Origin of the sequence: Halomonas sp. B23F22_20, assembly GCF_043496985.1 — a bacterium.
In the GTDB taxonomy this organism is placed as follows: Bacteria; Pseudomonadota; Gammaproteobacteria; order Pseudomonadales; family Halomonadaceae; genus Halomonas.
This window is the reverse complement of record NZ_JBIEKH010000016.1, coordinates 85,084-109,162: the sequence shown is the minus strand read 5'-3', so window position 1 is coordinate 109,162 and position 24,079 is coordinate 85,084. Positions and strand designations below refer to the sequence as shown.

Sequence of the window (24,079 nt, the reverse complement as noted above, 5' to 3'; positions counted from 1 at the left end):
CCCCGAACGCTCCCTATGGCGCGCCATCGTCGTCCTCCGGATCGTGTTTCGCCTCGTCAGGCGTCGGCGGATTCGATAGCTGGCGCAACGCCTCACGAAAAACGGCCAGGCGCTCGCCCACGCGCGCCTCGAGGTCGATGTCTGCCTGAGAGGCGGTCAGCAACGCCAGGGCCTCGTCCACGTGCCGAATGGCGAACAGCCGGAACCGGCCCGACGTCATCGACTCGCGGACCTCGGCGGAGAGCATGAGGTGTTCGACGTTGGCGGCAGGCAGGATCACCGCCTGGCCGTCGAGCTCGCCGCACGCCCGGCACACCGCGAAGTAGCCCTCGATCTTCTCGTTGACGCCGCCCACCGCCTGGACCTCCCCGTGCTGATTGATCGAGCCGGTCACCGCAAACCGCTGGTCGAGCGGCACTCGGGCGATGGCCGAGACCAGCGCGCAGGCCTCGGCCACCGAGGCGCTGTCGCCCTCGACGCCGCCGTAGGACTGCTCGAAGGCCAGGCTGGCGGATAGCGACAGCGGCGCATCCCCGGCGTAGCGATTGGCCAGGTAGCGCGACAGGATCATCACCGCCTTGGCGTGAATCGGCCCACCGAGCTTGGCCTCGCGTTCGATATCCACCACATGGCCATTGCCGGGACGCGCGGTGGCGGTGATGCGGATCGGCTGGCCGAAGCCATGATCGGTCAGCCGCATCACGGTGAGGCCGTTGACCTGGCCCACCCGCTGCCCGCTGATGTCGATCATCAGGGTGCCGCGGGTAATCAGCTCGTGGCTACGCTCACGAATGCGATCGGCCCGCCGCCGCTGCTCGACCACGGTGCGCTCTACGGCGTCGCGGCCGATCACCGTTTGACCAGCCACCTCGGCCCAGTGGTCGGCCTCCACCAGCAGGTCTTGCAGGTCACGATGGCGGGCGGTGAGCCGCTGCTGGTCGTCGGCCAGCCGGCTGGCTCGCTCGATCACCGCGGCCACGCCGTCCGGGTCCAGCGGGCGCAGTCCGGACTCCGCCACGAAGCCCGCCACCATGCGCGCATAGAGGCCGAGCCTGTCAGGATCGCGGGCGAAGTCATCGTCCATGTCCGCCTGCACCTTGAACAGCTCAAGGAAATCCGGGTCATGCTCGCAGAGCAGGTAGTAGAGCAGCCGGTCGCCGAGCAGCACCACCTTGACGTCCAGCGGCACCGGCTCAGGTTCCAGGCTCAAGGTGCTGATCAGGCCGTATGCCTGCTCGAGCGACTCGGTGCGGATGCACCCGGTCGACAGCGCCCGCTTGAGCGTGTCCCAGGCACCAGGCTGGGTCAGCAGCTCGCGCACGTCGAGCACCAGATAGCCGCCATTGGCCCGATGCAGGGCCCCGGCCCGGATCAGCGTGAAATCGGTCAGCAGGGTCCCGTCGTGAACCTGGTGCTCGATGCGTCCCACCAGATGCTGGTGGCTGGGCAGGTCAAGATAGACGACCGGCGCCCCCTCGGCGTCGCCATTGTCGACCAGCAGGTTGAGGCGAAAGCGGCTGAACAATGCCTCGGGAGAGATATCGGGCTCATCGGCGCGGAAGGACTCGACGTTGTCGAGCAGCGCCTGGCGGATGGCACTCAGATGCGCCATCACACCGGCGTGGTCGGCGTAGCGCTCCTCCAGCTCGTCCAGCGGCGCATCGATGGCCGTCTTCAGTAACTCCTCGTTGAGGGCATTGACCTGCTCGCGAAGGGTATTGGCCAGGCGAGGCAAGCGGCGGATCGCCTGGGCGAGCTTGCGCTGCAAGATCTCGACGCTACGTTCGATGCGCTCGCGTTCGGCCTGCTCCAGTGCCTGATAGGCATCGGGCGACAGCATCTCGCCTTCGCGATCGGCCGGCGCGAAGGTGAAACCACCGGGTGTGGAGAGCAGCAGGATGTCGTGTTCACGGGCCTCGCGACGCACCGCTTCGACGGCATCGCGCTGGCGTTCGGCCATGGCTTGCTGCAGCTCATGGAGCCGGTTCTGGTACTCGTCGCTTTCGAATACCGACGGAATGGCGCTCGCGAGTTCCTCGACCAGTCGCTCGATGTCGCCGCGCAGCTGCCGGCCGAGCCCGGGAGGCAAGCGCAGCAGCGCGGGAACGGCAGGATCATCGAAATCATGGCGATAGCAGAGATCGGGGGGCGGCGGCGCCGCCGCCCGTTCGGCTAGAAAGCGGGTGACCAATCCGCGCAGCCCGTGCCCGGGCGAACCCAAAACGTACAGATTGAAGCCCTCATGGCGGATCGCCGTTCCTAGCAGCAGTGCCTCTCGAGCACGCACCTGGCCGTCGAGCAAGTCCAGCGGCTCGAGTTCGCTGGTCGAGGCGAAATCGAAATGCTCGCTCGGGCAGCGCCGAAACACCGCCTCTACCGCCAGGGGCTCCACCATCATGCGTCTCCGTGCCGACGCCTTCAGTATGGCGGATCCTGGCCCGGGGCCCCTGACGTGGGTCAGTAAAGAACGCCGTGGCTCACGGAATGGATGATGTCGTTGGTGATGTCCATCAGCACGGCGTCGGCTCCGACCCGGTGCCATTCGTAGCCGTCATAGTGCGGCAGGTCACGGCGGATGCCGTCGTCCAGGCGCTTGCCGATGCCGGGCGGCATTGGCTTGCCGCGAGCCAGGTTCTGACGGACGCCGGGCAACGAAGTCGAAGTGTACGCATGCGGGCATCCGCCCTTGCCTGAGTGATGCCCGCAGTCTAGCCACTCATCCGGAGACGAGCGTGGCAGCGACGTGCAGAAACGACGACACCCGGGCCATGGCCCGGGTGTCGTGGGGTGCCGCATGCCGCTCGGGGACGATCAGCCCAGCGTCTCGCCGGCCAGCATGAACCAGGTCTCGAGAACCGCGTCCGGGTTCAGGGACACCGAGTCGATACCCTGCTCCATCAGCCACTTGGCCAGGTCCGGGTGGTCCGACGGCCCCTGGCCGCAGATGCCCACGTACTTGCCCTGGGCCTTGCAGGCCTGGATGGCCATGGACAGCAGCTTCTTGACCGCCGGGTTGCGCTCCTCGAAGAGGCCGGCGACGATGCCGGAGTCCCGATCGAGGCCCAGGGTCAGCTGGGTCAAGTCGTTGGAGCCGATGGAGAAGCCGTCGAAGTACTCGAGGAACTCGTCGGCCAGCAGGGCGTTGGCAGGCAGCTCGCACATCATGATGACCTTGAGGCCATTCTCACCGCGCTTGAGACCGTTGGCGGCCAGCAGGTCGATCACGCCGCTGGCTTCTTCGGTGGTACGCACGAAGGGCACCATGATCTCGACGTTGTCGAGGCCCATCTCCTCGCGCACCCGCTTGATCGCGCGGCATTCCAGCTCGAAGCAGGCCTGGAAGTCCGGGGACAGGTAGCGCGAGGCACCGCGGAAGCCCAGCATCGGGTTCTCTTCGCCCGGCTCGTAGAGCTTGCCGCCGATCAGGTTCTCGTACTCGTTGGACTTGAAGTCCGACAGCCGCACGATGACCCGCTGCGGGTAGAAGGACGCCGCCAGGGTGGAGACCCCCTCGACCAGCTTGTCGACGTAGAAGCTGACCGGATCGTCGTAGCCCGCGGTGCGCACGTCGATGGTCTGCTGCAGGTCGGTCGGCAGGGTCGCGTAGTCGAGCAGCGCCTTGGGGTGCACGCCGATCATGCGATTGATGATGAACTCGAGGCGCGCCAGGCCGACACCGGCGTTGGGCAGGCCGGCGAAGCTGAAGGCGCGGTCCGGATTGCCGACGTTCATCATGATCTTGAAGGGAATCTCAGGCATGGCGTCGACGCTGGTGACGTTGCGATCGAACTCCAGCAGGCCATCGTAGACGTGGCCGGTATCGCCCTCGGCGCAGGACACCGTGACGTCGCGACCGTCGACCAGCGCCTCGGTGGCATCACCACAGCCCACTACCGCCGGGATGCCCAGCTCGCGGGCGATGATCGCCGCGTGGCAGGTGCGCCCGCCGCGATTGGTGACGATCGCCGAGGCGCGCTTCATCACCGGCTCCCAGTCGGGGTCGGTCATGTCGGTGACCAGCACGTCACCGGCATGGATCTTGTCCATGTCGTCGGGTCTCGCCACGACCTTGACCGTGCCGCGGCCGATACGCTGGCCGATGGCCCGACCGGTCACCAGGGTGCGGCCCTTCTCCTTGAGCTGGAAGCGCTCGAGCTTGCCGCCTTCCTGCTGCGAGACCACGGTCTCGGGGCGCGCCTGGACGATGTAGAGCTCGCCGTCGTCGCCGTCGAGCGCCCACTCGATGTCCATGGGGCGCTGGTAGTGCTGCTCGATGATCACCGCCTGACGGGCCAGCGCCATGACCTGTTCGTCGTTGATGCTGAAGCGGGCACGATCGGCCAGCGGCACGTCGACGGTCTCGACCGACTTGCCGGCACTGGCGTCGGCGGTGTAGACCATCTTGATCAGCTTGGAGCCCAGGTTGCGGCGCAGTACCGCCGGGCGGCCGGCCGCCAGGGTCGGCTTGTGCACGTAGAACTCATCGGGGTTTACCGCGCCCTGCACGACGGTCTCGCCCAGCCCCCAGGAGGCGGTGACGAAGACCGCATCGCGGTAGCCGGACTCGGTGTCCAGGGTGAACATCACGCCGGAGGCGCCGGTCTCGGAGCGCACCATCTTCTGGATGCCGGCGGACAGCGCCACGTTCTCGTGGGCGTAGCCGCGGTGCACCCGGTAGGAGATCGCGCGGTCGTTGAACAGCGAGGCGAACACCTCGTGCACGGCGCGCTTGATGTTGTCGAAGCCTTCGATGTTGAGGAAGGTCTCCTGCTGGCCGGCAAAGGAAGCATCCGGCAGGTCCTCGGCGGTGGCCGAACTGCGTACCGCCACCTTGAGGTTGGGATGCTTGGCCTGCAGCTGCTCGTAGCTCTCGCGCAGGGCGGCCTCGAAGCTCGGGGGCAGCGGCGTGTCGATCACCCACTGGCGAATCTGGGCGCCGACGCGGGCGAGCTCGGTGACGTCATCAACATCCAGGGTCGACAGTGCCTGGTTGATGCGCTCATTGAGGCCTTCGTGGGACAGGAACTCGCGATAGGCGTGGGCGGTAGTGGCGAAGCCGCCGGGCACGGTGACGCCGGCCCCGGCCAGGTTGGAGATCATCTCGCCAAGAGAGGCGTTCTTGCCCCCCACCCGCTCGACATCGTTCATGCCAAGATGATCGAACCACAAAATGTAATCGTCCACGAGACCCCCTTAGGTATTGGATATCGGCACCAAACAATGCATGACGCACACGGTCATGACGGGATGGTGGCGACTCTACCAGCGGCTCGCCATATTCGCCATTGGTCTAACATCGAAGTCATTGGAGGTTTTTTACAACAAAACGTCCTGCACGCCGATTCCTGTAGTCGGCGCCTTGTCTCGCCCATCGCCAGGCTTGACAATAAGGCCACTCCAACCCAGCCCGAGCACCCCCATGACGCGTACCGCCTTCTTCATCTCCGACGGCACCGGCATCACCGCCGAGAGCCTGGGCCGCAGCCTGCTGGCCCAGTTCGAGAACGTCGATATCCGCATGCTCACCAAGCCCTATATCGACAGTGTCGACAAGGCCCGGCGGCTGGTCGAGATCATCCAGGCTGCGGCGGTGAAGGACGGCGAGACACCGATCATCATCGACACCATCGTCGACCAGGACGTGCGTAACGTGATCCGCAACGCACCGGGCTTTCAGGTCGACATCTTCTCCACCTTCCTCGAACCGCTGGAGCAGGAGCTGGCCACCCATTCCTCCTACAGCGTGGGTCGCACTCACTCCATCGGCAGCGACGACGTCTACATGGACCGCATCCATTCCGTGCACTTCGCGCTGGATAACGACGATGGGGCCCGCACCCACCAGTACGATCAGGCCGACATCATCCTGGTCGGCGTATCGCGCTGCGGCAAGACACCGACCTCGCTCTACCTGGCCCTGCAGTTCGGCATTCGCGCCGCCAACTACCCCTTTACCGAGGACGACCTGGACGACAACGGCAGTCTCAAGCTGCCCCGCGACCTGGCCCGTCATCGCCACAAGCTGTTCGGGCTGACCATCGATCCGCGACGGCTGGCGGCGATTCGCCACGAGCGCCGTCCCAACAGCCGCTACAGCTCCATGGACCAGTGCGTCCAGGAAGTCGAGCAGGCCGAGGCCCTCTACCGCCGCCTGCACATCCCCTTCATCGACACCACACGCTTCTCCGTGGAAGAGATCTCCACGCGGATGATCGCCGAGACCGGCATCCATCGTCGCTTCTCGCCACGCTGAGCCGCCGCGGACATCGTTGATGAATGAGACAAAGTTTCATTCACGCCTACCAGCGAGATCGATTATCCTTTCGTTGACACCAGCCAACCAACATCAACAAAGGATGCCGAGATGCCGATTCCGCTCGCCATGCGCCCGCTGCGCCATGCCATCGCCGCCACCGCCCTGCTGCCGCTGGGCGCCGTCGCCGCCGACGACGTCACGCCCGAAGAGGTGGTGGGCCACTATGCCGACCTGGCCCATGCCACCTTTGAGGATGCACTGACCGCCGCACGGACACTCGATGCGCGCATCGACGACCTGCTCGCGGCGCCCGGCGACGAAACCCTGGCCGCCGCCCGCCAGGCCTGGCTCAAGGCGCGGGTGCCCTATCAGCAGAGCGAGGTGTTCCGTTTCGGCAATCCGGTGGTCGACGACTGGGAAGGCCAGCTCAATGCCTGGCCCCTCGACGAGGGGCTGATCGACTATGTTGCCTCGAACGACTACCAGCACGAGCTGGGCAACGCCGGGGCCACCGCCAACCTGGTCGCCAACACCTCGATCCAGATCGGCGGCGAGACCCTCGACGTCAGCGAGCTCAGTCCCGAACTGCTCGCCGACCTCAACGAGATCGGCGGCTCCGAGGCCAACGTGGCCACCGGCTATCACGCCATCGAATTCCTGCTATGGGGCCAGGATCGCCACGGCTTCGAAGCCGGCAACGGCGAGCGCCCCGCCAGCGACTACCTGACCGGCGAGGATTGCACCCACGGCCATTGCGATCGCCGCGGCGCCTACCTCGACGCCGTCTCTGATCTGCTGGTCTCGGACCTGGAGTGGATGGTCGCCCAGTGGACACCGAACGAGGATGACAACTACCGCCAGGCGCTGCTCGCCGAGCCCGCCGACGAGGGCCTGCGGCGCATGCTGTTCGGCATGGGCTCGCTGTCGCTGGGCGAGCTGGCCGGCGAACGCATGAAGGTCGCCCTGGCCGCCAACTCGGTCGAGGACGAGCACGACTGCTTCAGCGACAACACCCATAATTCGCACTTCTACAACGGCCAGGGCGTGCAGAACGTCTATCTCGGCCAGTACCAGCGCCTGGACGGCAGCACGCTCGACGGCCCCTCGCTCTCCGACCTGGTCGCCTCAGAGGACGCCGAACTCGACGCCAGCCTGCGCGCCCAGCTCGAGGCCTCCATGGCCGAACTCGGCGAACTCAAGCAAGCCGCCGAGGCCGAACAGTCACCCATGGCCTTCGACATGATGATCGCCCCGGGCAACGAGGCCGGCGCCGCCCTGGTCAACGACGCCATCCTGGCGCTGGTGACCCAGACCGGTTCCATCGAACAGGCCGCCGGTCGCCTGGGCGTCACCCAACTGCAGCCGGACGACGCCGGGCACACCTTCTGAACCCGGCATCATCCATCCTGCGGCCGCCGCCGGCCTTGCCGGCGGCGGCCCCTGTCGTCAAGAACCAGGCACTTCCATGTCCCGACTCTCTCCTTCCCTCGCCGCGTTGCTCCTTGTCCTCGCCGGCCACGCCACGGCCGCAGCGCCGCCCGTGCAGGACACTCCCGACAGCGGTGGCCAGGGCTCGGTGGCACAGTTCGACCACAACGCCTACTCGCTGCCCCTCGACAACCTGTCGATGACCAAGCGGCTCGACTTCAGCGTCGGCAACAGCTTCTTTCGCAATCCCTGGGTGGAGGCCCCGGCGAGCACCGAGGCTCGGGACGGCCTCGGGCCGCTGATCAACACCAACAGCTGCCAGGGCTGCCATATCAAGGACGGTCGCGGCCATCCGCCGCGCGGCGACGAGCGCGCGGTGTCGCTGTTCCTGCGGCTGTCGCTGCCCGATGATGGCAGCGATCCCGAGACCCTGCACCGGGTCGGCGTGAGGCCGGTGCCCGGCTATGGCACCCAGCTGCAGAACGCCGCGATCACCGGCATGCAGGCCGAGGCCAGAATGCAGCTGACCTATGACGAACGCACGGTAACCCTCGACGACGGTACCGAGGTGGCGCTGCGCGTGCCCGAATACCGGATCCTCGAGCCCGCCTACGGCCCACAGCCCGATACGCTGTTGACCTCGCCGCGGGTGGCCCCGCCGATGATCGGGCTGGGCCTGCTCGAGGCCATTCCCGCCGCGCGCATCGAGGCCGCCGCCGATCCCGAGGATACCGACGGCGACGGCATCTCCGGGCGCGTCAACCGTGTCTGGGACGAGCGGCGCGGCGAGACCGCGCTCGGCCGCTTCGGCTGGAAGGCCGGACAGCCGAGCATCGAGCAGCAGAACCTGCACGCCTTCGCCGGCGACATGGGGCTGACCTCGACCCTGGTGCCCCATACCGACTGCATGCCCGAACAGGGCTGCAAGGACACGCCCGACGGCGGCACGCCCGAGGTCAGCGACGAGATCGCCGATTTCGTGACCTTCTACGCAAGCAGCCTGGCGGTGCCCCAGCGCCGCCGTCTCGACGACCCGGCGGTGCGCGCCGGCGCCGAAACCTTCAATGCGCTGGGCTGCGCCGGCTGCCATACCCCGCGCCAGCAAACCGCCGAGGACGCCGCACGCCCCGCCTTGGCCGGCCAGACCCTGTGGCCCTACACCGACCTGCTGCTCCACGACATGGGCGAGGCGCTGGCCGACGGCCGACCGGAGTTCGAGGCCAGCGGTCGCGAGTGGCGCACCCCGCCGCTGTGGGGCATCGGCCTGGCCCAGGCCGTCAACCCGCGGGCCGGCTTCCTGCACGACGGCCGCGCCCGCAGCCTGGAGGAGGCCATCCTGTGGCACGGCGGCGAGGCCGAGCCGGCTACCGACGGTTACAAGGCGCTGCCATCGACGCAGCGCGAACACCTGATCCGCTTCCTGGAGTCCCTGTGATGTCGCACCGCTCTCTGCTCAAGCGCCTCGGTCGCCTCGGCCTGGCGGCGCTGACTCTGGCTGGCACACCGCTGTACGCCGACGACTCGTCCGAGGCCCGTGCCCGCTGGCACCAGGCAATCGGCGATCGCTACACTCTGCTCGCCGAGGCCGGCACCCAGCTGGAGGCCAGCGCCCAGGCCTACTGCGACGCCCCGGGCGCCGATGCCCGCGCCCGGCTCGAGAACGACTGGCTGGATGCCTACCAGGCCTGGCAGGGGGTACGCTTCGTCGACTTCGGCCCCATCGAGCAGCAAAGCCGCGCCTGGCAGCTGCAATTCTGGCCCGACAGCAAGAACCTGGTGGGCCGCAAGGTGCAGGCGTGGCTGAACACCGACGCGCCGCCCACCATCGAGGCCATCGCCGCCGACAGCGTCGCCGTGCAGGGTTTTCCTGCCCTCGAATACCTGCTGTTCGACGAGCACATGGCAACCCCCGGGGCGCTGGCCACACCCCGGGCCTGCGGGCTGCTGCAGGCGGTCAGCGGCCATCTGGCCGACACCGGCGCCGCCCTGGTCCGAGATTGGCAGGCCTTCGGCGAGCATTATCGCGGCACCGACAGCTACACCGCCGCGACTCTGCAGGCCGCTCTGCTGACCCTCGAGGCCCTGGAGGACAAGCGCCTCGCCGAGCCGCTGGGACTGGCCGGCTCACCGGCCAACGGCTACCGAGCCGAGGCCTGGCGCAGCGGGCGCTCCGTGCGCCTGATCGAGGCCAGCCTGGCCGGCCTGCAGGACAGTTTCCTGCCCGGGCTACGCCCGCTGCTGGCCGAGGCCGGCCAGGCCGAACTCGCCGACGACTTCGCCGCGGCCCTCGACGAGGCCCGTCAGCGCGCCGCCACCATGGCCCCGGGCCTGGCCACGGCGCTGGACGATCCGGCGGCCTTCGCCGACCTCCAGGGGCTCTACGTCAAGATCGGCCAGTTGGGCTGGCTGGGCCAGCGGATCACCGGCGCCCTGGGGCTGGTACGGGGCTTCAACGCCAGCGACGGAGACTGACATGCTGGCCAGACGCGACCTGCTGAAGGCCGGCTTCGCCGGCCTCACCACACTGGGCCTGCCGGTCCTTGGCATGGCATCCGTCGGCCGCGCCGACGACTGGCTGTTCAGCGCCGTGGACGATGCCGAGGGGCACAAGGTGCTGGGCTATGTGCCGGCCACCGGCGAGCGCTTCCGCATCGCCGTCTCGGAGCGCTGCCACGGCGGCTGTCGACGCCCCGGTCACGCCCAGGCGGTACTGTTCGCCCGCCGCCCGGGGCGCTCGATGCACGTGATCGCGCCCGGCGATCGTCGGGAAATGGCCAGGATCGAGGCCGGCGCCGGCCATCACTTCTATGGCCACGGCGCGTTCTCGCCGGACGGCCGCTACCTCTACGCCACCGTCAACCGCATCGACGACGGCGCTGGCCTGATACGGGGCTTCGACGCCGAGCGCGACTATGCTCTGCACGACGAGCTCGAACTTGGCGGCATCGGCCCCCACGAACTGCGCCTGATGCCCGACGGCGAAACCCTGGCGGTGGGCCTCGGCGGCATCCGCACCCACCCCGACTACGATCGGGTCAAACTCAACCTGGACGACATGGCGCCAGCTTTGCTGATGGTGAATCGCCACAGCGGCGAGATTCACGAGCGCCACGTCCCGAGCCATCACCAGCTGAGCTGCCGCCATCTGGACGTAGGCCCCGACGGCACGGTGATCGCCGGCTACCAGTTCCAGGGGCCAGCCTGGGAGCGGCACCCGCTGCTGGCCCGCCGCGCCCCCGACGGCGGCTTCCAGGAGCTCGCCCTGCCCGACGAGCTCACCGACGAGCTGCGCCACTATACCGCCAGCATCGCCGTGGCCCGCGACGTACCGCGGGTGCTGGTCACCGCGCCAAGGGGGCACAAGGTGGTGATGCTCGACAGCCGCGACGGCCGCCTGGTGGCGAGTCACGGTATCCAGGACGCCGCCGGCGCACTGGCCGATGGCCAGGGCGGCTTCTGGGTCTCCTCCGGGCGCGGCGACTTCTATCGGGTCGCCGGCGACGGTAGCGCGCCCGAGCGCCTCGAGCACCTTGCCCTCAGTTGGGACAACCATCTCACTTGAGCGGGAAGTGAGTGGTGATATCGCGCCGAACTACCTGACCACCCCCGCCCTTCTGAGCCGGGCGATATCCTCCCGGGAGAGCCCCATCTCGGCGAGCAGGGCATCGCTGTCCTGCCCCAGTTCGGGTGGGGGCCGCTCGCTGATCGCGCACTCGCCGTCGAAGCGCAGCGGATTGGCCACTTGTGGGATCCGCCGCTCCCCTGCGCGGAGCTCCCGGTACAGGCCACGATGGCGCACCTGGGGATCGGCGAAGACGTCATTCAAGGTATTGATCGGCCCGGCGGGGATACCGCGCGCCTCGAGGTCGGCAAGCCAGGCATCGCGCCCGCGAGTCAGCAGGATTTCGGCTATCCGCGGCACCAGTATCTCACGGTGCGCAACGCGGGCGGCGTTGGTGTCGAAGGCCGGATCCTCGGCCCACGCCGGATGGCCCAGCAGTTCGGCCAGGCGTGCGAACTGGGCATCGTTGCCCACCGTCAATACCAGATGACCGTCGGCGCAGGCGAAGGCCTGGTAGGGCACGATATTGGGATGGGCGTTGCCGTGGCGTTGGGGGCTTTCCCCCGACACCAGAGCGTTGAGCGCCTGGTTGGCCAGGGTCGCGACCTGGACGTCGAGCAGCGCCACGTCGATGTGGCGCCCGGGGTGCTCCCGCCCTGCCCCGCCCTGCTGGCGTTCGTGCAGCGCCGCCAGCACGCCGATGGTGGCGTAGAGCCCGGTCATCACGTCGGTAATCGCCACCCCGGTCTTCATCGGCATGCCATCCGGCTCGCCAGTCAGGCTCATCAATCCACCCATGGCCTGGATCATGAAATCGTAGCCGGCCCGATGGGCATAGGGGCCATCCTGGCCGAAGCCGGTGATCGAGCAGCTGATCAGCCGCGGGTTCACGGCCTTGAGGCTGGCAGGATCCAGCCCATAGCGGGCCAGGCCACCGACCTTGAAGTTTTCCAGCAGCACATCGGCCCCGACCGCCAGCTCACGTACCAGGGCCTGCCCCTGCGCGGTGGCGATATCCACGGCCAGTGACTGCTTGCCACGGTTGGCGCACAGGTAGTAGGCGGCCAAGCGCTCGGCATCAGCTTCGTCGTCGAGCCATGGCGGGCCCCAGCCACGGGTGTCGTCGCCGCGCTCGGGGTGCTCGATCTTGATCACCCTGGCGCCCAGGTCGGCCAGCAGTTGCCCGGCCCAGGGCCCGGCCAGCACCCGGGACAGATCCAGCACCACCACGCCGTCCAGCGGTCCGCTCATTGCGATCTCCCTGCTCTCGAGCTGTTCCGGCGTCAAGCCATCGAGGAGGCCTGTGTTAGCCGGTGAACGCCTGGAGGCCGGTCTGCGCCCGCCCCAGGATCAGCGCATGGATGTCATGAGTACCCTCGTAGGTGTTGACCGCCTCGAGGTTCATGACGTGACGGATCACGTGGTATTCGTCGCTGATGCCGTTGCCGCCATGCATGTCGCGCGCCGTGCGCGCGATATCCAGCGCCTTGCCGCAGTTATTACGCTTGATCAGCGAGATGGTCTCGGGCACCAGCTGGCCGGCGTCGATCATCCGCCCCACCCGCAGCGCGGCCTGAAGCCCGAGCGCGATCTCGGTCTGCATGTCGGCGAGCTTCTTCTGGATCAGCTGGTTGGCGGCCAGCGGGCGGCCAAACTGCCGGCGGTCCAGCGTGTACTGCCGAGCGGCATGCCAGCAGGCCTCGGCGGCGCCCATGCTGCCCCAGGCGATGCCGAAGCGGGCGCGATTGAGGCACGAGAAAGGCCCCTTGAGGCCGGTGACGTCGGGCAGCCGTGCCTCGTCGCCGACCTGTACGTCTTCCAGCGCGATTTGGCCGGTGGTCGAGGCGCGCAGGCTGAACTTGCCTTCGATCTTGGGCGCCGAGAGCCCGGCCATGCCCTTCTCCAGCACGAAACCGCGGATCACGCCCTCCTCGTCCCGGGCCCAGACCACGAAGACATCGGCGATCGGCGCGTTGGTGATCCAGGTCTTGGTACCGTTGAGTCGCCAGCCGCCCTCGGTGCGCACGGCGCGTGTCGACATGGCACCTGGATCGGAGCCGTGATCGGGTTCGGTGAGCCCGAAGGCGCCGACCCACTCCCCACTGGCCAGCTTCGGCAGGTAGCGCGCTTTCTGCGCTTCGCTACCGAAGGCGTGGATGGGATACATCACCAGGCTGGACTGCACGCTCATGGCGCTGCGATAGCCGGAATCGACCCGCTCGACCTCGCGGGCGATCAGCCCATAGCTGACGTAATTCATGCCGGCGCAGCCGTAGCCGTCGATGGTTGCGCCCAACAGGCCGAGCTCGCCCATCTCGGTCATGATCTCGCGATCGAAGCGCTCGTGCCGATTGGCTTCCAGCACCCGGGGCAGCAGCTGCTCCTGGCAGTAGTCGTGAGCCGTCTGCTGCACCAGGCGCTCGTCGCCATCGAGCTGATCGATGAGGCGAAAGGGGTCATCCCAGGTCATGGGGGTGATCTGGCTCATGATGGACGCTCCATATAAATTTCTACATTCCAATAAAATGTAGACCTATACGTCCGCTTTGCCAACCCCCGACGCGCCCCTCGCCTCGCGCGCCAATCAGTCCTCGTCGGCCCTTGGCAGGATGGCGTTGAGCAGGATGCCCACCAGCGCCGCGAGGCCGACGCCCTGCAGGGTGAACTGACCGCCGCCAAGCTGCATGCCACCGATGCCGAACACCAGGATCAACGACACCACCACCAGGTTGCGCGGCGCGGTCAGCGGCTTGCCGGCGCGCACCAGGGTGTTCATGCCGACCACCGCGATGGAGCCGAACAGCAGCGTCATGATGCCGCCCATCACCGGCCCTGGAATGGTCTGCAGCACGGCGCCGAGCTTGCCCAGGAAGGACAGCAGCACGGCGATCACCGCGGTGACCACCATGATCCGCGGATTGAAGGCGCGGGTCAGGGTCACCGCGCCGGTGACCTCGGAATAGGTGGTGTTGGGCGGGCCGCCGAACAGCGACGCCGTGCAGGTGGCCAGGCCGTCACCCAGCAGAGTGCGGTGCAGGCCAGGCTTGTCCAGGTAGTTGCGGCGGGTCACCGAGCCGATGGCGATCATGTCGCCGATATGTTCCACCGCCGGCGCAATGGCCACCGGGATCATGAACAGCACCGCGGCCCAGTGAAAGCTCGGCGTGACGAACTCGGGTAACGCCAGCCAGGCCGCCTCACGCACCGGGGAGTAATCCACCACGCCCATCAGCGCGGCCAGCGCATAGCCGGTGGCGATGCCGCCGAGGATCGGGATCAAGCGGATCATGTCGCGGCCGAACACCGCCAGCACCAGGGTGACCAGCAGGCTAGCCATGGACAGCACCATGGCCTGTCCGTATCCGATGGCATCGCTGGTGCCACCAGTGGCCATGTCCACCGCCACCGGCGCCAGAGCCAGACCGATGACCATGATCACCGGCCCCACCACCACCGGCGGCAAAAGAAAGTGCAGCCAGACGGTCCCCTTGAGGCGCACCAGCTGCGAGATCAGCACGTAGACCAGGCCGGCGGCCAGCAGGCCGCCGAGGGTCGCAGATACCCCGAAGCTCGCCACCGAGCCCTGGATAGGCGCGATGAAAGCGAACGACGAGGCCAGAAAGACCGGCACGCTGTTACGGGTCACGGCGTGAAACACCAGGGTGCCGAGGCCGGCGGTGAACAGCGCCACGTTGGGGTCGAGGCCGGTCAACAGCGGCACCAGCACCAGCGACCCGAAGGCCACGAACAGCATCTGGGCGCCGACGATCAGGGTACGAAGCGGTGATTCGGCCGGGGCGGTGGCAGCCGCCGTGTTATCGCTCATATCAAGGCTCCAGGAAGGCCAGGGGTTGGGGAAAACAGCGCGGCATTCTAGCAGCCTCCGCGGCTCGACGCCCCGGGACGCCAGGGCGCGAGCCGCCGCTCAGGACGTCTTCTCCCCCATTGCGGCATCGGCACCATCGCGCATCGTCGTGGCAAAATACTCTTCCAGGCGCGCCTGCGCCTGGTCGCCGAACAGGATATCGCAGGCTTCGAGAAGTCCCGGCGAGGTGCGGATAGTCTCCTCCGGCACGACCAGCGAAATCTTGGATCGACGGCGCAGGAAGTCCTCGAGCCGGGTGACCATCTCGCGGCGACGAGTCAACTTGAGCTCGCCACGCAGGTACTCGGTGCCTTCGATGAGGACCTCGCCCTGGCGGGGATCCTGGCGAATGTCCTCGAGCAGCTCCAGGGCCTGGGTGCCATAGCGCCGCCACAGACGCGTGCTCAAGGGCTCGGAGGCACCGGCTGCCGTCATGCTATCGAGCGCCATCAAGCGGGCCTGGTGCATGAACGTCTCGCGCAGCGACGCCCCCGGCTCGCCGTACCAGCGCACGTCCGGATAGGGGCATTCGACCCCGAGCCGACGCACCTCCTCCACCACTTCCTCGCCGACGTTCAGACAGTCCGTCAGCTTGCCGCCGAAGATGCTCAGGTGACGCGCCTGCGGGTCGACGTCGATGGCATGCTTGCGGGACAGGTTGAGAAAGTCGCGCTCGCCCCCGTTGCCGGGCTTGACCGCCAGGGGCCGGACACCACAGCGGGTCGCGATGATATCGGCCTCGGTGAGCGGCTTGTCCAGCGACAGGCGCTTGTTGATATTGTCGAGCACGAAGTTCACGTCTTGCTGGGCGATGCCGACCTCTGGGGACTCGACCCGCGTGTCGGTAGTCCCGATGCAGGTGCGAGCCCCCATGGGAATCACGAAGAATAGCCGCCCGTCGTCGGCGAAGAAGGCCAGAACGCGGCGCTGATCGGTGAGCCGCGGCACGATCAGATGAATACCCTTGGAGAAGACATGGCGATGAGCGGTTTTCTGCCCTGAGAGTTCGTTGAGCCGATCGACCCAGGGGCCGGCGGCATTGATCAGCACCTTCGAGCGAATCGCAAAGCGCTTCCCGTCGATGCAATCCTCGACGTCGGTGACCCAGTGATCTCCCTCTCGCCGGGCGCCCAGTGACTCGACATAGTTGGCGGCCACGGTGCCGAAATCCAGCGCACTGCGCACGAAATTGAAGACGAAGCGTGCATCGTTGTCGTGAAGATAAGCGTCGGAGTATTCAAAGCCGCCGCTGACGTGCTCGGTCGCGATGATCGGTTCCCGGCCCTTGATGTCGCGAGCCCGAAGAAAGTTCGGCCGGCGCGTGAACCCGTTGCCCATCAGCCAGTAGAGCCAGGTGCCCGCCCAGGGGTACAGGGGGTGGTGGCGGAACCCCCGGTTGATGGTGGTCAGGAAACGAATCTCCTGAACCGTCGATGGATAGCTCTCGATCAGATGGTTGCGACTCTTGCATAGCTTTCGCACCAGCGCGAAATCGCCGCTTTCCATGTACTTGATGCCGCCCCACACCAGATTGGACGATTGCATGCTGGTGCCGCCGGCGAAGTCGCCGCGGTCGATCATCGCCACCCTGGCGCCCTTGCCGCTGAGCGCAGCGGCCGCCGACGCGCCATTGATACCGCCGCCGATGACCAGCACATCGAAGACCTGCTCGGGTAGCTTGCGAAGATTGTTCTGCCGTAATTGCATGTCTGGCCCTTCTTGGAAGCGAAAAGCCCCGCCCGGCGCATGCCGAGCGGGGCCTGGGTCCCGTTCAGGCAACCGTTAACACTCTTGGCGTCGTCCCCCGCCGGTGGACGGGGAAAACCAGGGCCCGTCGAACTCGACGCAGGCCGAGCTCGACGGGTTCCCGTTCAACCACGCGTGCCGGCGGCCATCCATTCCTCCATCATCTCGTCATAGGGCACGGTATGGCCCTGAGGCATCTCGTCATCCAGTTTGGCCTTGGGCGAGCCGGGCTGGTCGAGCCAGTATTCGGGGTCGCGCTCCTCGTTGAGGTTCGGAGAGTAGGTCGCGAAGACCTTGGCCCGCGCCAGCCGCGCCATGATGCTGTCCAGGTCCGCGGCCAGATTGTCGAGCGCCTCCTGGGGCGAGATATCCCCGCTGACGGCCGGCGACAGGTTCTGCCACCACAGCGGTGCCATGCGCGGATAGTCCGGCACGTTGGTGGAGGACGGCGTCCACTGGGACTCGTTGGGGCTGCGATAGAACTCCACCAGGCCGCCGAGCTTGGGCGCCATCTCGGTCATCTGCTCGGAGAAGATGTCGGACCGGCGAATCGGCGTGAGGCCGGCCATCAGTTTCTCGAGAGACACCGTCTTGGAGACCGTGAACTGGGCGAACAGCCAGGCGGCGGTACGCCGGTCCGCAGGGGTGGAATCGAAGAAGGTCCAGGCACCCACGTCCTGGTAGCCGACCTTCATGCCCTCCTCCCAGTAGGGGCCGGTCGGTGACGGCGCCATGCGCCACTTCGGATTGCCTTGCTCGTCGGTCACCGGCAGCTCCGGGTCCGTCATGTCGGCGGTGAAGGCGGTATACCAGAACATCTGCTGGGCCACGTTGCCCTGTGCCGGCACCGGCCCCGCCTCGCCGAAGGTCATGCCGCTGGCCTCGGGCGGCGCATAGCGGTCGAGCCAGTCGACCATCTTGGTGACGGCGAACACCGAGGCCGGCGAGTTGGTGGCACCGCCGCGGCTGACGCTGGCGCCCACCGGCTCGCTCTGCTCGTTGACGCGGATCCCCCAGTCGTCGACCGGATTACCGAACGGCACCCCGGGGCTGCCCATGCCGGCCATGGAGAGCCAGGAATCGTGGAAGCGCCAGCCCAAAGAGGGATCGCGACGCCCATAGTCCATGTGGCCATAGACCTTGGTGCCGTCGATCTCGCCGACGTGCTCGGTGAAGAACTCGGCGATGTCTTCATAGGCGGTCCAGTTGGTCGGCACGCCCAGGTCATAGCCGTAGAGCTCCTTGAACTGATCCTGGAGATCCTCGCGCTGAAACCAGTCGTAGCGGAACCAGTACAGGTTGGCGAACTGCTGGGTAGGCAGCTGGTAGACGCTACCGTCCGGGCCGGTGCCATACTGCAGACCGATGAAGTCGTCGAGGTCCAGCGTCGGCAGCGTGAAGTCGGCCCACTCGTTGTCCATCGCCCGCGAGAGGTTCACGGTGGTGCCATAGCGGATGTGGGTGCCGATCGCGTCAGAGTCGTTGACGTAGCCGTCGTAGATGTTGCGGCCGGACTGCATCTGCGTCTGCATGTTGTTCACCACATCACCCTCGCCGATGATGTTGTGAGTGATATCGATGCCGGTCAGCTCGCTGAAGGCCTCGGCGAGCACGTCGCGCTCGTAGATATGGGTCGTCAGGCCCTCGGCGACGGTGTTGATCTCCATGCCCCGGAACGGCTCGGCCGCCTCGGCGAACCAAAGCAGCTCCTCGATCTGCTGCTCGCGCGTCAGTGTCGATTCCTGGAAGTGCTCATCGACCAGCCGCTCGGCGATGGCCCGGGCGTCGTGATCATCAGCCTGCAGGGTCCCGCTCGCCAGCATGACACCGGCCGCCAGCAGAGAGAGACGCATTGTTGTCGCTTTCATATAGACCTCATCGGTTGTTGTGATCGTTCTTCCGTGATCGTTCTTCCGTGAACGTTCCGCTCCATGCGTCGCTGTCAGCCCCAGCGCATCAGTACCAGCATCCACAAGATGGAGGCTCCCAGGGCCATCCAGATACTCAGCGGCGAGAATCCCACCACCAGCAGATGGATATAGGCGGCGGAGAGCAGGCCGATGAACAGCCGGTCTCCCCGCGTGGTCGTGATCGGCAGAAAACCCTTGCGCTCGACCGAGGGCGAGGCGACCTCCCAGGCGGTCATGCCTGCCAGGATGGCGGCGATGGTCGCGAAGAAGATCATGGTCGGCGTGGTCCAGACCATCCATTCCATACCTTGGCCTCCTCAGGTCCGGCCCAGGGCAAAGCCCTTGGCGATGTGGTTGCGCACGAAGTAGACGACGACGATGCCCGGCAGAATGGTCAGGGTGCCGGCGGCCGCCAGAGCGCCCCAGTCGATCCCCGAGGCTCCCTTGGTCTGGGTCATCACCGAGGCAATAGGCTGGGCATCGGTGGCGGTCAGGGTGCTGGCCAGCAGCAGCTCGACCCAGGAGAACATGAACAGGAAGAACAGCGTGACGCCAATCCCCGAGCTGATCATGGGAATGAAGATCCTGACGAAGAACCTCGGGAAGCTGTAGCCGTCGATGAAGGCGGTCTCGTCGATCTCCTTGGGCACGCTGCTCATGAAGCCCTCGAGGATCCACACCGCCAGGGGAATGTTGAACAGGCAATGCGCGAGGGCCACGGCGATATGCGTATCGAAGAGCCCGACCGTGTAGTAGAGCTGGAAATACGGCAGCAGGAATACCGCCGGCGGCGCCATCAAGTTGGTCAGAAGCCAGAAGAACAGGTGCTTGTCGCCGATGAACTGGTAGCGGCTGAAGGCATAGGCCGCTGGCAATGCCACCACGATGGTGATCGCCATGTTCATCAGTACATAGGTGATGGAGTTCACGTACCCCATATACCAGTTCGGCTCGGTGAAGATCTTGGCGTAGTGCTCCAGGGTGAAGTCCTCGGGCCACAGCGTCAGCCCGCCTAGGATCTCGGTGTTGGACTGGAACGACATGTTGAGCAGCCAGTAGATCGGCAGCAGCACGAAGACGATATAGGCCGCCATCAGGCCACGCTTGCGCCACTGGCGACTCGCCGGGCGTGCCTTGCGACGGCGCCTGGCATCGGCGGCCGCGGCGCGCTTGCGCACGGCGTCGGGGGTGGTGGGCATCGAATCGGTCATGTCAGGCCTCCCCATCCTGCTTGTCCTTCTGCATGTTCATGATCGCGGTGTAGAACACCCAGCTGACGAGCAGGATGATCAGGAAATAGATCAGCGAGAACGCCGCGGAGGGCCCGAGATCCTGCTGGCCGATCGCCATGGTGGTCAGCGACTGGCTGAGGAAGGTGGTCGAGCTGCCGGGCCCCCCGCCGGTGAGCACGAAGGGTTCGGCGTAGATCATGAAGGAGTGCATGAAGCGCAGCAGCACCCCGATCACCAGCACGTTGGTCAACTTGGGCAGCTGGATGTAGCGGAACACCGCCCACTTGGAGGCCCGGTCGATGCGCGCCGCCTGGTAATACGCATCGGGAATCGAGCGCAACCCGCTGTAGCAGAGCAGCGCGATCAGCGGGGTCCAGTGCCAGACGTCCATCAGCACGATGGTCGCCCAGGCATCCACCGGACTCGCCGTGATGTTGTAGCCATAGCCCAGCTCGCGCAGGCTCCAGCCCATCAGGCCGATATCACCGCGGGTGAAGATCTGCCAGATGCTGCCCACCACGTTCCAGGGAATCAGCAGCGGCATGGTCACCAGTATCAGCACCGCCGAGGCCTGCCAGCCCTTCTTGGGCATGATCAGGGCGATGCCAATCCCCAGCGGTACCTCGATCGCCAGCACCGTCAGCGAGAAGGCGAACTGGCGCAGCACCGCCGCCTGCAGGTTCGGGTCGTTGAGCATCTCCTTGAACCATTCGGTCCCCGTGAAGAAACGGGTATTGGCGTCGAAGACGTCCTGGACCGAGTAGTTGACCACGGTCATCAGCGGAATGATGGCCGAGAAGGCCACCAGCAGCAGCATGGGCAGGATCAACCACCATGCGTGATTGTTGCGAACTTTAGTCATGGTCGATCTCCACGCGGTACTCGTCGACATACAGGCCGAGGCGAGCGTCGGGGAAGCGCAGGTAGGCCCGCCCGGTCGGGGTCGGCTGGTCTTCCTCGATGCGCGCCTTGAGGGCGACATCGCCGAGCCTCAGGTTGACGATGGAGTAGGTGCCGAGATCCTGGGCGTGCTCGACGGTGGCTTCCATGCCGCCTTCCACCGGCGCCTCGTGAACCTCGATGAACTCGGGACGAATGCCCAGCTTGACGTTGGCCGAGCGAGCGCCGTCGATGGCGCGCCGCACGCCCTGCCCCACCGAGAGCGCCGTGTCACCGGCCATCACCCGGCCATCGCGCAGAGCCACATCGAGGAAGTTCATGCCGGGGCTGCCGATGAAGTAGCCCACGAAGGTATGGTTGGGGGTCTCGAACAGTTCGCGGGGCGTGCCGAACTGGACCACCTGCCCCTCGTACATCACGGCGATCTTGTCGGCGAAGGTCGAGGCCTCGAGCTGGTCGTGGGTGACGTAGACCATGGTGATCTCGAAGCGCTGGTGGATCTCCTTGAGCTTGCGGCGCAGCTTCCACTTGAGCTGCGGGTCGATCACGGTGAGCGGCTCGTCGAAGAGGATCGCCGAAACGTCGTCGCGCACCAGCCCGCGCCCCATGGAGACCTTCTGCTTCTCGTCGGCGGTGAGGTTCTTGGCCTTGCGCTTGAGCTGCGCCGTCAGCTCCAGCACCTCGGCGACCTCCGTCACCCGCTCGTGGACCCTGGCCTCGGGCGTCTTCACGTTGCGCAGCGGGAAGGCCAGGTTGTCGTAGACCGTCATGGTGTCGTAGATGACCGGAAACTGGAAAACCTGGGCGATATTGCGCGCCTCTGGCGGAAGCGCGTTGACCCGCTCGCCGTCGAACAGCACCTCGCCGCTGGAAGGCTCCAGCAGCCCGGAGATGATGTTGAGCAGGGTCGACTTGCCGCAACCTGAGGGCCCGAGCAAGGCGTACGCCCCGCCCTGGTGCCAGACATGATCCATCTCGCGGATGGCGTAGTCGTCGGGCGATCGAGGCTCGGCGAGGTAGGTGTGCGCCAGCGACTTGAGGGTAATCTCGGCCATCTCAGACACCTCCCAGATGAGACGGGATATGCACCACGGCGCCCTGGCGGTCGAAGGCATAGACCTTGTGGGTCGGGAAGTAGAGCGTGACCGGCGCGTCGACCGCGAATTCATGCACGCCCTCGAGATGCACCGTCAGGTGGAAGCGCTCGTTGTGCACGTGCAGGAAGGTCTCGGAGCCGCTGATCTCGGCCAGGTCGACGATCATCCGCATCTCGATGTCATCCTCGGCCCGGGGCGTCAGCGAGATGTGCGAGGCCCTGACGCCGAAGCGATATTCCCCCGGGGGCAACGCGCGGAGGTCGTCGTTGATCGGGAAATGCAGCCGGCTGTCGAAGGTGACCTCGGTGTCGGACACCCGGCCATCGACGATGTTGATCGGCGGCTCGGAGAACATCTCGGCGGTCAGCACGTTGCGCGGGCGGTGATAGACATCCTCCGTGCGACCGTACTGTACCAGCCGCCCCTCGTGGAGCACGGCGGTATTGCCGCCCAGCGCCAGGGCCTCGGCAGGCTCGGTGGTGGCATAGACGGCGATGCAGTGGCGCTCGGCGAAGACGGCACGCAGCTCGTCGCGAAATTCCTCGCGCAGCTTGTAGTCGAGGTTCACCAGCGGCTCGTCGAAGAGGATGATATCGGCATCCTTGACCAGCGCCCTGCCCATGGCGGTGCGCTGCTGCTGTCCACCGGAGAGCTCCAGGGGCAGGCGATCCAGGAAAGGGGTGATATGCAGCATCTCGGCGATCTCGCGCACCCGACGATCGATCTCGCGACGCTCGACCCTGGCGAGCCTGAGCGGCGAGGCGATGTTGTCGTAGACGCTGAGGCCTGGGTAATTGATGAATTGCTGATAGACCATCGAGATGTTGCGCTTGCGCACCGAACGCCCGGTGACGTCTTGACCATCCATCAGGACGCGTCCTCGGGTCGGGGCATCGAGACCCGCCATGAGCCTCATCAGCGAGGTCTTGCCGGACAGGGTTCGCCCGAGCAGGACATTGAAAGACCCCGGCCGGAGCTCGAGACTGACATCGTCGATGTGCGTCTCGCCACCGACCACGCGATCGATGTGTTCGAGGATTAGGGACATACCATTCTCGGCTGTTGTTATTGACGGTACTTCACACTCATGGAAAGCACCCTAGCCGAGATTCGAATACGACCACAAATGTAAACAACCGAAAATATTGCCACGACGTGGATGAAGCCCGTCAGCGCAAGGACAACCTACTTATTTAACAGCACTTTAGAGCCGCATTGAACTTTGGTCCAAGCGATGATTTTCGCAGCGCTGCGGGCGAGTAAAGTCAATCGAAATGATCAGAGGTGTTCATTTCCGAACAAGACGGCATCATCGGGGGAGAACACAAGCAAGCCAAGGGATCGGCTCGCCGGAGGGAAAGCGGCCGGCAGGAGCCGGCCGCATGTCACAAGGGCTCAGCGGGTGCCGAAGATCTTGTCGCCGGCATCACCCAATCCAGGGACGATATATCCATGTTCGTCCAGATGGTCGTCCACCGCGGCGGTGTAGATCTCGATCTCGGGATAGGCGTCCTGAACCCGCTTGATACCCTCGGGCGAGGCTACCAGCACGATCACCTTCATGTGCTGGCAGCCGCGCTCGCGCAGCATGTCGAGGGTTGCCACCATGGTCCCCCCGGTGGCCAGCATGGGATCGATGACGATCGCCATGCGCTCGTCCAGGTCACCCGCGAACTTGGAGAAATAGGGCACCGGCTCCAGGGTCTCCTCGTCGCGATAGAGGCCGACCACGCTGATGCGGGCACTGGGAATCAGGTCGGTGACGCCGTCCAGCATGCCGAGACCGGCCCGCAGGATGGGCACGATGGTGACCTTCTTGCCCTTGAGCTGCTGCACCGGGATCGGCTCGCCGCTCCAGCCGTCGATCTCCTGGGTCTCCAGCTCCAGGTCCTGGGTCGCCTCGTAGGTCAGCAGCTTGGCCACCTCGCCGGCCAGTTCGCGAAAACTCTTGGTGCTGATTCCGGCTTCACGCATCAATCCCAGCTTGTGCTGGACCAGGGGATGCTGGATGGCATGGACACTCATGGGCGGACCTCTTCGGCGGGGTGATTCGTCGGCAAGCATAGACGCACGCAGGGCATGC

General features: G+C 66.1%; 19 protein-coding genes. 5 read left to right on the top strand and 14 right to left on the bottom strand.

The window, feature by feature from the left end; translation table 11 throughout:
* Nucleotides 1–13: 13 nt before the first annotated feature.
* From ACGTN6_RS14475 to ppsA, 3 genes are read right to left on the bottom strand one after another with little or no spacing between them, the layout of a single operon-like run.
* Entirely contained in the window at nucleotides 14–2,398 is a 2,385-nt protein-coding gene (locus ACGTN6_RS14475; RefSeq protein ID WP_394592729.1) for a Lon protease family protein, read from the bottom strand.
* 59 nt (nucleotides 2,399–2,457) lie between these two features.
* Entirely contained in the window at nucleotides 2,458–2,796 is a 339-nt protein-coding gene (locus ACGTN6_RS14470) for an anti-virulence regulator CigR family protein (RefSeq protein WP_394592727.1), read from the bottom strand.
* A gap of 15 nt (nucleotides 2,797–2,811) precedes the next feature.
* A complete protein-coding gene (ppsA, locus tag ACGTN6_RS14465; protein ID WP_394592725.1) occupies nucleotides 2,812–5,184 on the bottom strand; it encodes a phosphoenolpyruvate synthase in 2,373 nt (790 codons plus the stop codon).
* A 235-nt stretch (nucleotides 5,185–5,419) separates the two neighbouring features.
* Between ppsA and ppsR the strand changes: the two genes are divergently transcribed.
* From ppsR to ACGTN6_RS14440, 5 genes are all read left to right on the top strand, one after another.
* Nucleotides 5,420–6,253 (top strand): posphoenolpyruvate synthetase regulatory kinase/phosphorylase PpsR, encoded by an 834-nt coding sequence (gene ppsR, locus ACGTN6_RS14460; RefSeq protein WP_394592722.1) that lies wholly within the window; start codon nucleotides 5,420–5,422, stop codon nucleotides 6,251–6,253.
* 111 nt (nucleotides 6,254–6,364) lie between these two features.
* Nucleotides 6,365–7,645 (top strand): imelysin family protein, encoded by a 1,281-nt coding sequence (locus ACGTN6_RS14455; protein ID WP_394592719.1) that lies wholly within the window; start codon nucleotides 6,365–6,367, stop codon nucleotides 7,643–7,645.
* Nucleotides 7,646–7,721: 76 nt separating this feature from the next.
* Entirely contained in the window at nucleotides 7,722–9,119 is a 1,398-nt protein-coding gene (locus ACGTN6_RS14450; protein ID WP_394592717.1) for a di-heme oxidoreductase family protein, read from the top strand.
* The gene (locus ACGTN6_RS14445; RefSeq protein WP_394592714.1) at nucleotides 9,119–10,156 is read left to right on the top strand and encodes an imelysin family protein; all 1,038 of its coding nucleotides are present in this window, start codon (nucleotides 9,119–9,121) and stop codon (nucleotides 10,154–10,156) included. Before ACGTN6_RS14450 ends, ACGTN6_RS14445 begins: the two co-directional genes overlap by 1 nt.
* Before the next feature lies 1 nt (nucleotide 10,157).
* On the top strand, nucleotides 10,158–11,246 hold the full coding sequence (locus ACGTN6_RS14440) for a DUF1513 domain-containing protein (RefSeq protein ID WP_394592711.1): 1,089 nt from the start codon (nucleotides 10,158–10,160) through the stop codon (nucleotides 11,244–11,246).
* Between the two features lie 30 nt (nucleotides 11,247–11,276).
* Here the strand turns inward: ACGTN6_RS14440 and ACGTN6_RS14435 are convergent, their stop codons facing one another.
* The 11 genes from ACGTN6_RS14435 to upp all read right to left on the bottom strand — a co-directional run bounded on the left by ACGTN6_RS14435 (nucleotide 11,277) and on the right by upp (nucleotide 24,021).
* Nucleotides 11,277–12,497: a CaiB/BaiF CoA transferase family protein gene (locus ACGTN6_RS14435; protein ID WP_394592708.1), complete on the bottom strand. Its 1,221-nt coding sequence runs from the start codon at nucleotides 12,495–12,497 to the stop codon at nucleotides 11,277–11,279.
* A gap of 55 nt (nucleotides 12,498–12,552) precedes the next feature.
* Nucleotides 12,553–13,734, bottom strand: a complete 1,182-nt coding sequence (locus ACGTN6_RS14430; protein ID WP_394592706.1) for an acyl-CoA dehydrogenase — start codon at nucleotides 13,732–13,734, stop codon at nucleotides 12,553–12,555.
* A gap of 96 nt (nucleotides 13,735–13,830) precedes the next feature.
* Nucleotides 13,831–15,072, bottom strand: coding sequence for a uracil-xanthine permease family protein (locus ACGTN6_RS14425; RefSeq protein WP_394592703.1), 1,242 nt, complete (start codon nucleotides 15,070–15,072; stop codon nucleotides 13,831–13,833).
* Nucleotides 15,073–15,171: 99 nt separating this feature from the next.
* Complete coding sequence (locus ACGTN6_RS14420) at nucleotides 15,172–16,818, bottom strand: glycerol-3-phosphate dehydrogenase/oxidase (protein ID WP_394592700.1); 1,647 nt, start codon at nucleotides 16,816–16,818, stop codon at nucleotides 15,172–15,174.
* Nucleotides 16,819–16,982: 164 nt separating this feature from the next.
* Nucleotides 16,983–18,725 (bottom strand): ABC transporter substrate-binding protein, encoded by a 1,743-nt coding sequence (locus ACGTN6_RS14415; RefSeq protein WP_394592697.1) that lies wholly within the window; start codon nucleotides 18,723–18,725, stop codon nucleotides 16,983–16,985.
* 74 nt (nucleotides 18,726–18,799) lie between these two features.
* Nucleotides 18,800–19,072 carry a DUF2160 domain-containing protein gene (locus ACGTN6_RS14410; protein WP_394592694.1) on the bottom strand — a complete coding sequence of 91 codons (273 nt, stop codon included), beginning with the start codon at nucleotides 19,070–19,072 and terminating at the stop codon, nucleotides 18,800–18,802.
* A gap of 12 nt (nucleotides 19,073–19,084) precedes the next feature.
* Nucleotides 19,085–19,978, bottom strand: a complete 894-nt coding sequence (locus tag ACGTN6_RS14405) for a carbohydrate ABC transporter permease (protein ID WP_394592692.1) — start codon at nucleotides 19,976–19,978, stop codon at nucleotides 19,085–19,087.
* 1 nt (nucleotide 19,979) lies between these two features.
* Complete coding sequence (locus ACGTN6_RS14400; RefSeq protein WP_394592691.1) at nucleotides 19,980–20,861, bottom strand: carbohydrate ABC transporter permease; 882 nt, start codon at nucleotides 20,859–20,861, stop codon at nucleotides 19,980–19,982.
* Nucleotides 20,854–21,954, bottom strand: coding sequence for an ABC transporter ATP-binding protein (locus ACGTN6_RS14395; protein WP_394592688.1), 1,101 nt, complete (start codon nucleotides 21,952–21,954; stop codon nucleotides 20,854–20,856). Before ACGTN6_RS14395 ends, ACGTN6_RS14400 begins: the two co-directional genes overlap by 8 nt.
* 1 nt (nucleotide 21,955) lies before the next feature.
* Nucleotides 21,956–23,044, bottom strand: coding sequence for an ABC transporter ATP-binding protein (locus ACGTN6_RS14390; RefSeq protein WP_394592686.1), 1,089 nt, complete (start codon nucleotides 23,042–23,044; stop codon nucleotides 21,956–21,958).
* Between the two features lie 347 nt (nucleotides 23,045–23,391).
* Nucleotides 23,392–24,021 (bottom strand): uracil phosphoribosyltransferase, encoded by a 630-nt coding sequence (gene upp, locus ACGTN6_RS14385; RefSeq protein WP_394592683.1) that lies wholly within the window; start codon nucleotides 24,019–24,021, stop codon nucleotides 23,392–23,394.
* Nucleotides 24,022–24,079: the final 58 nt, after the last annotated feature.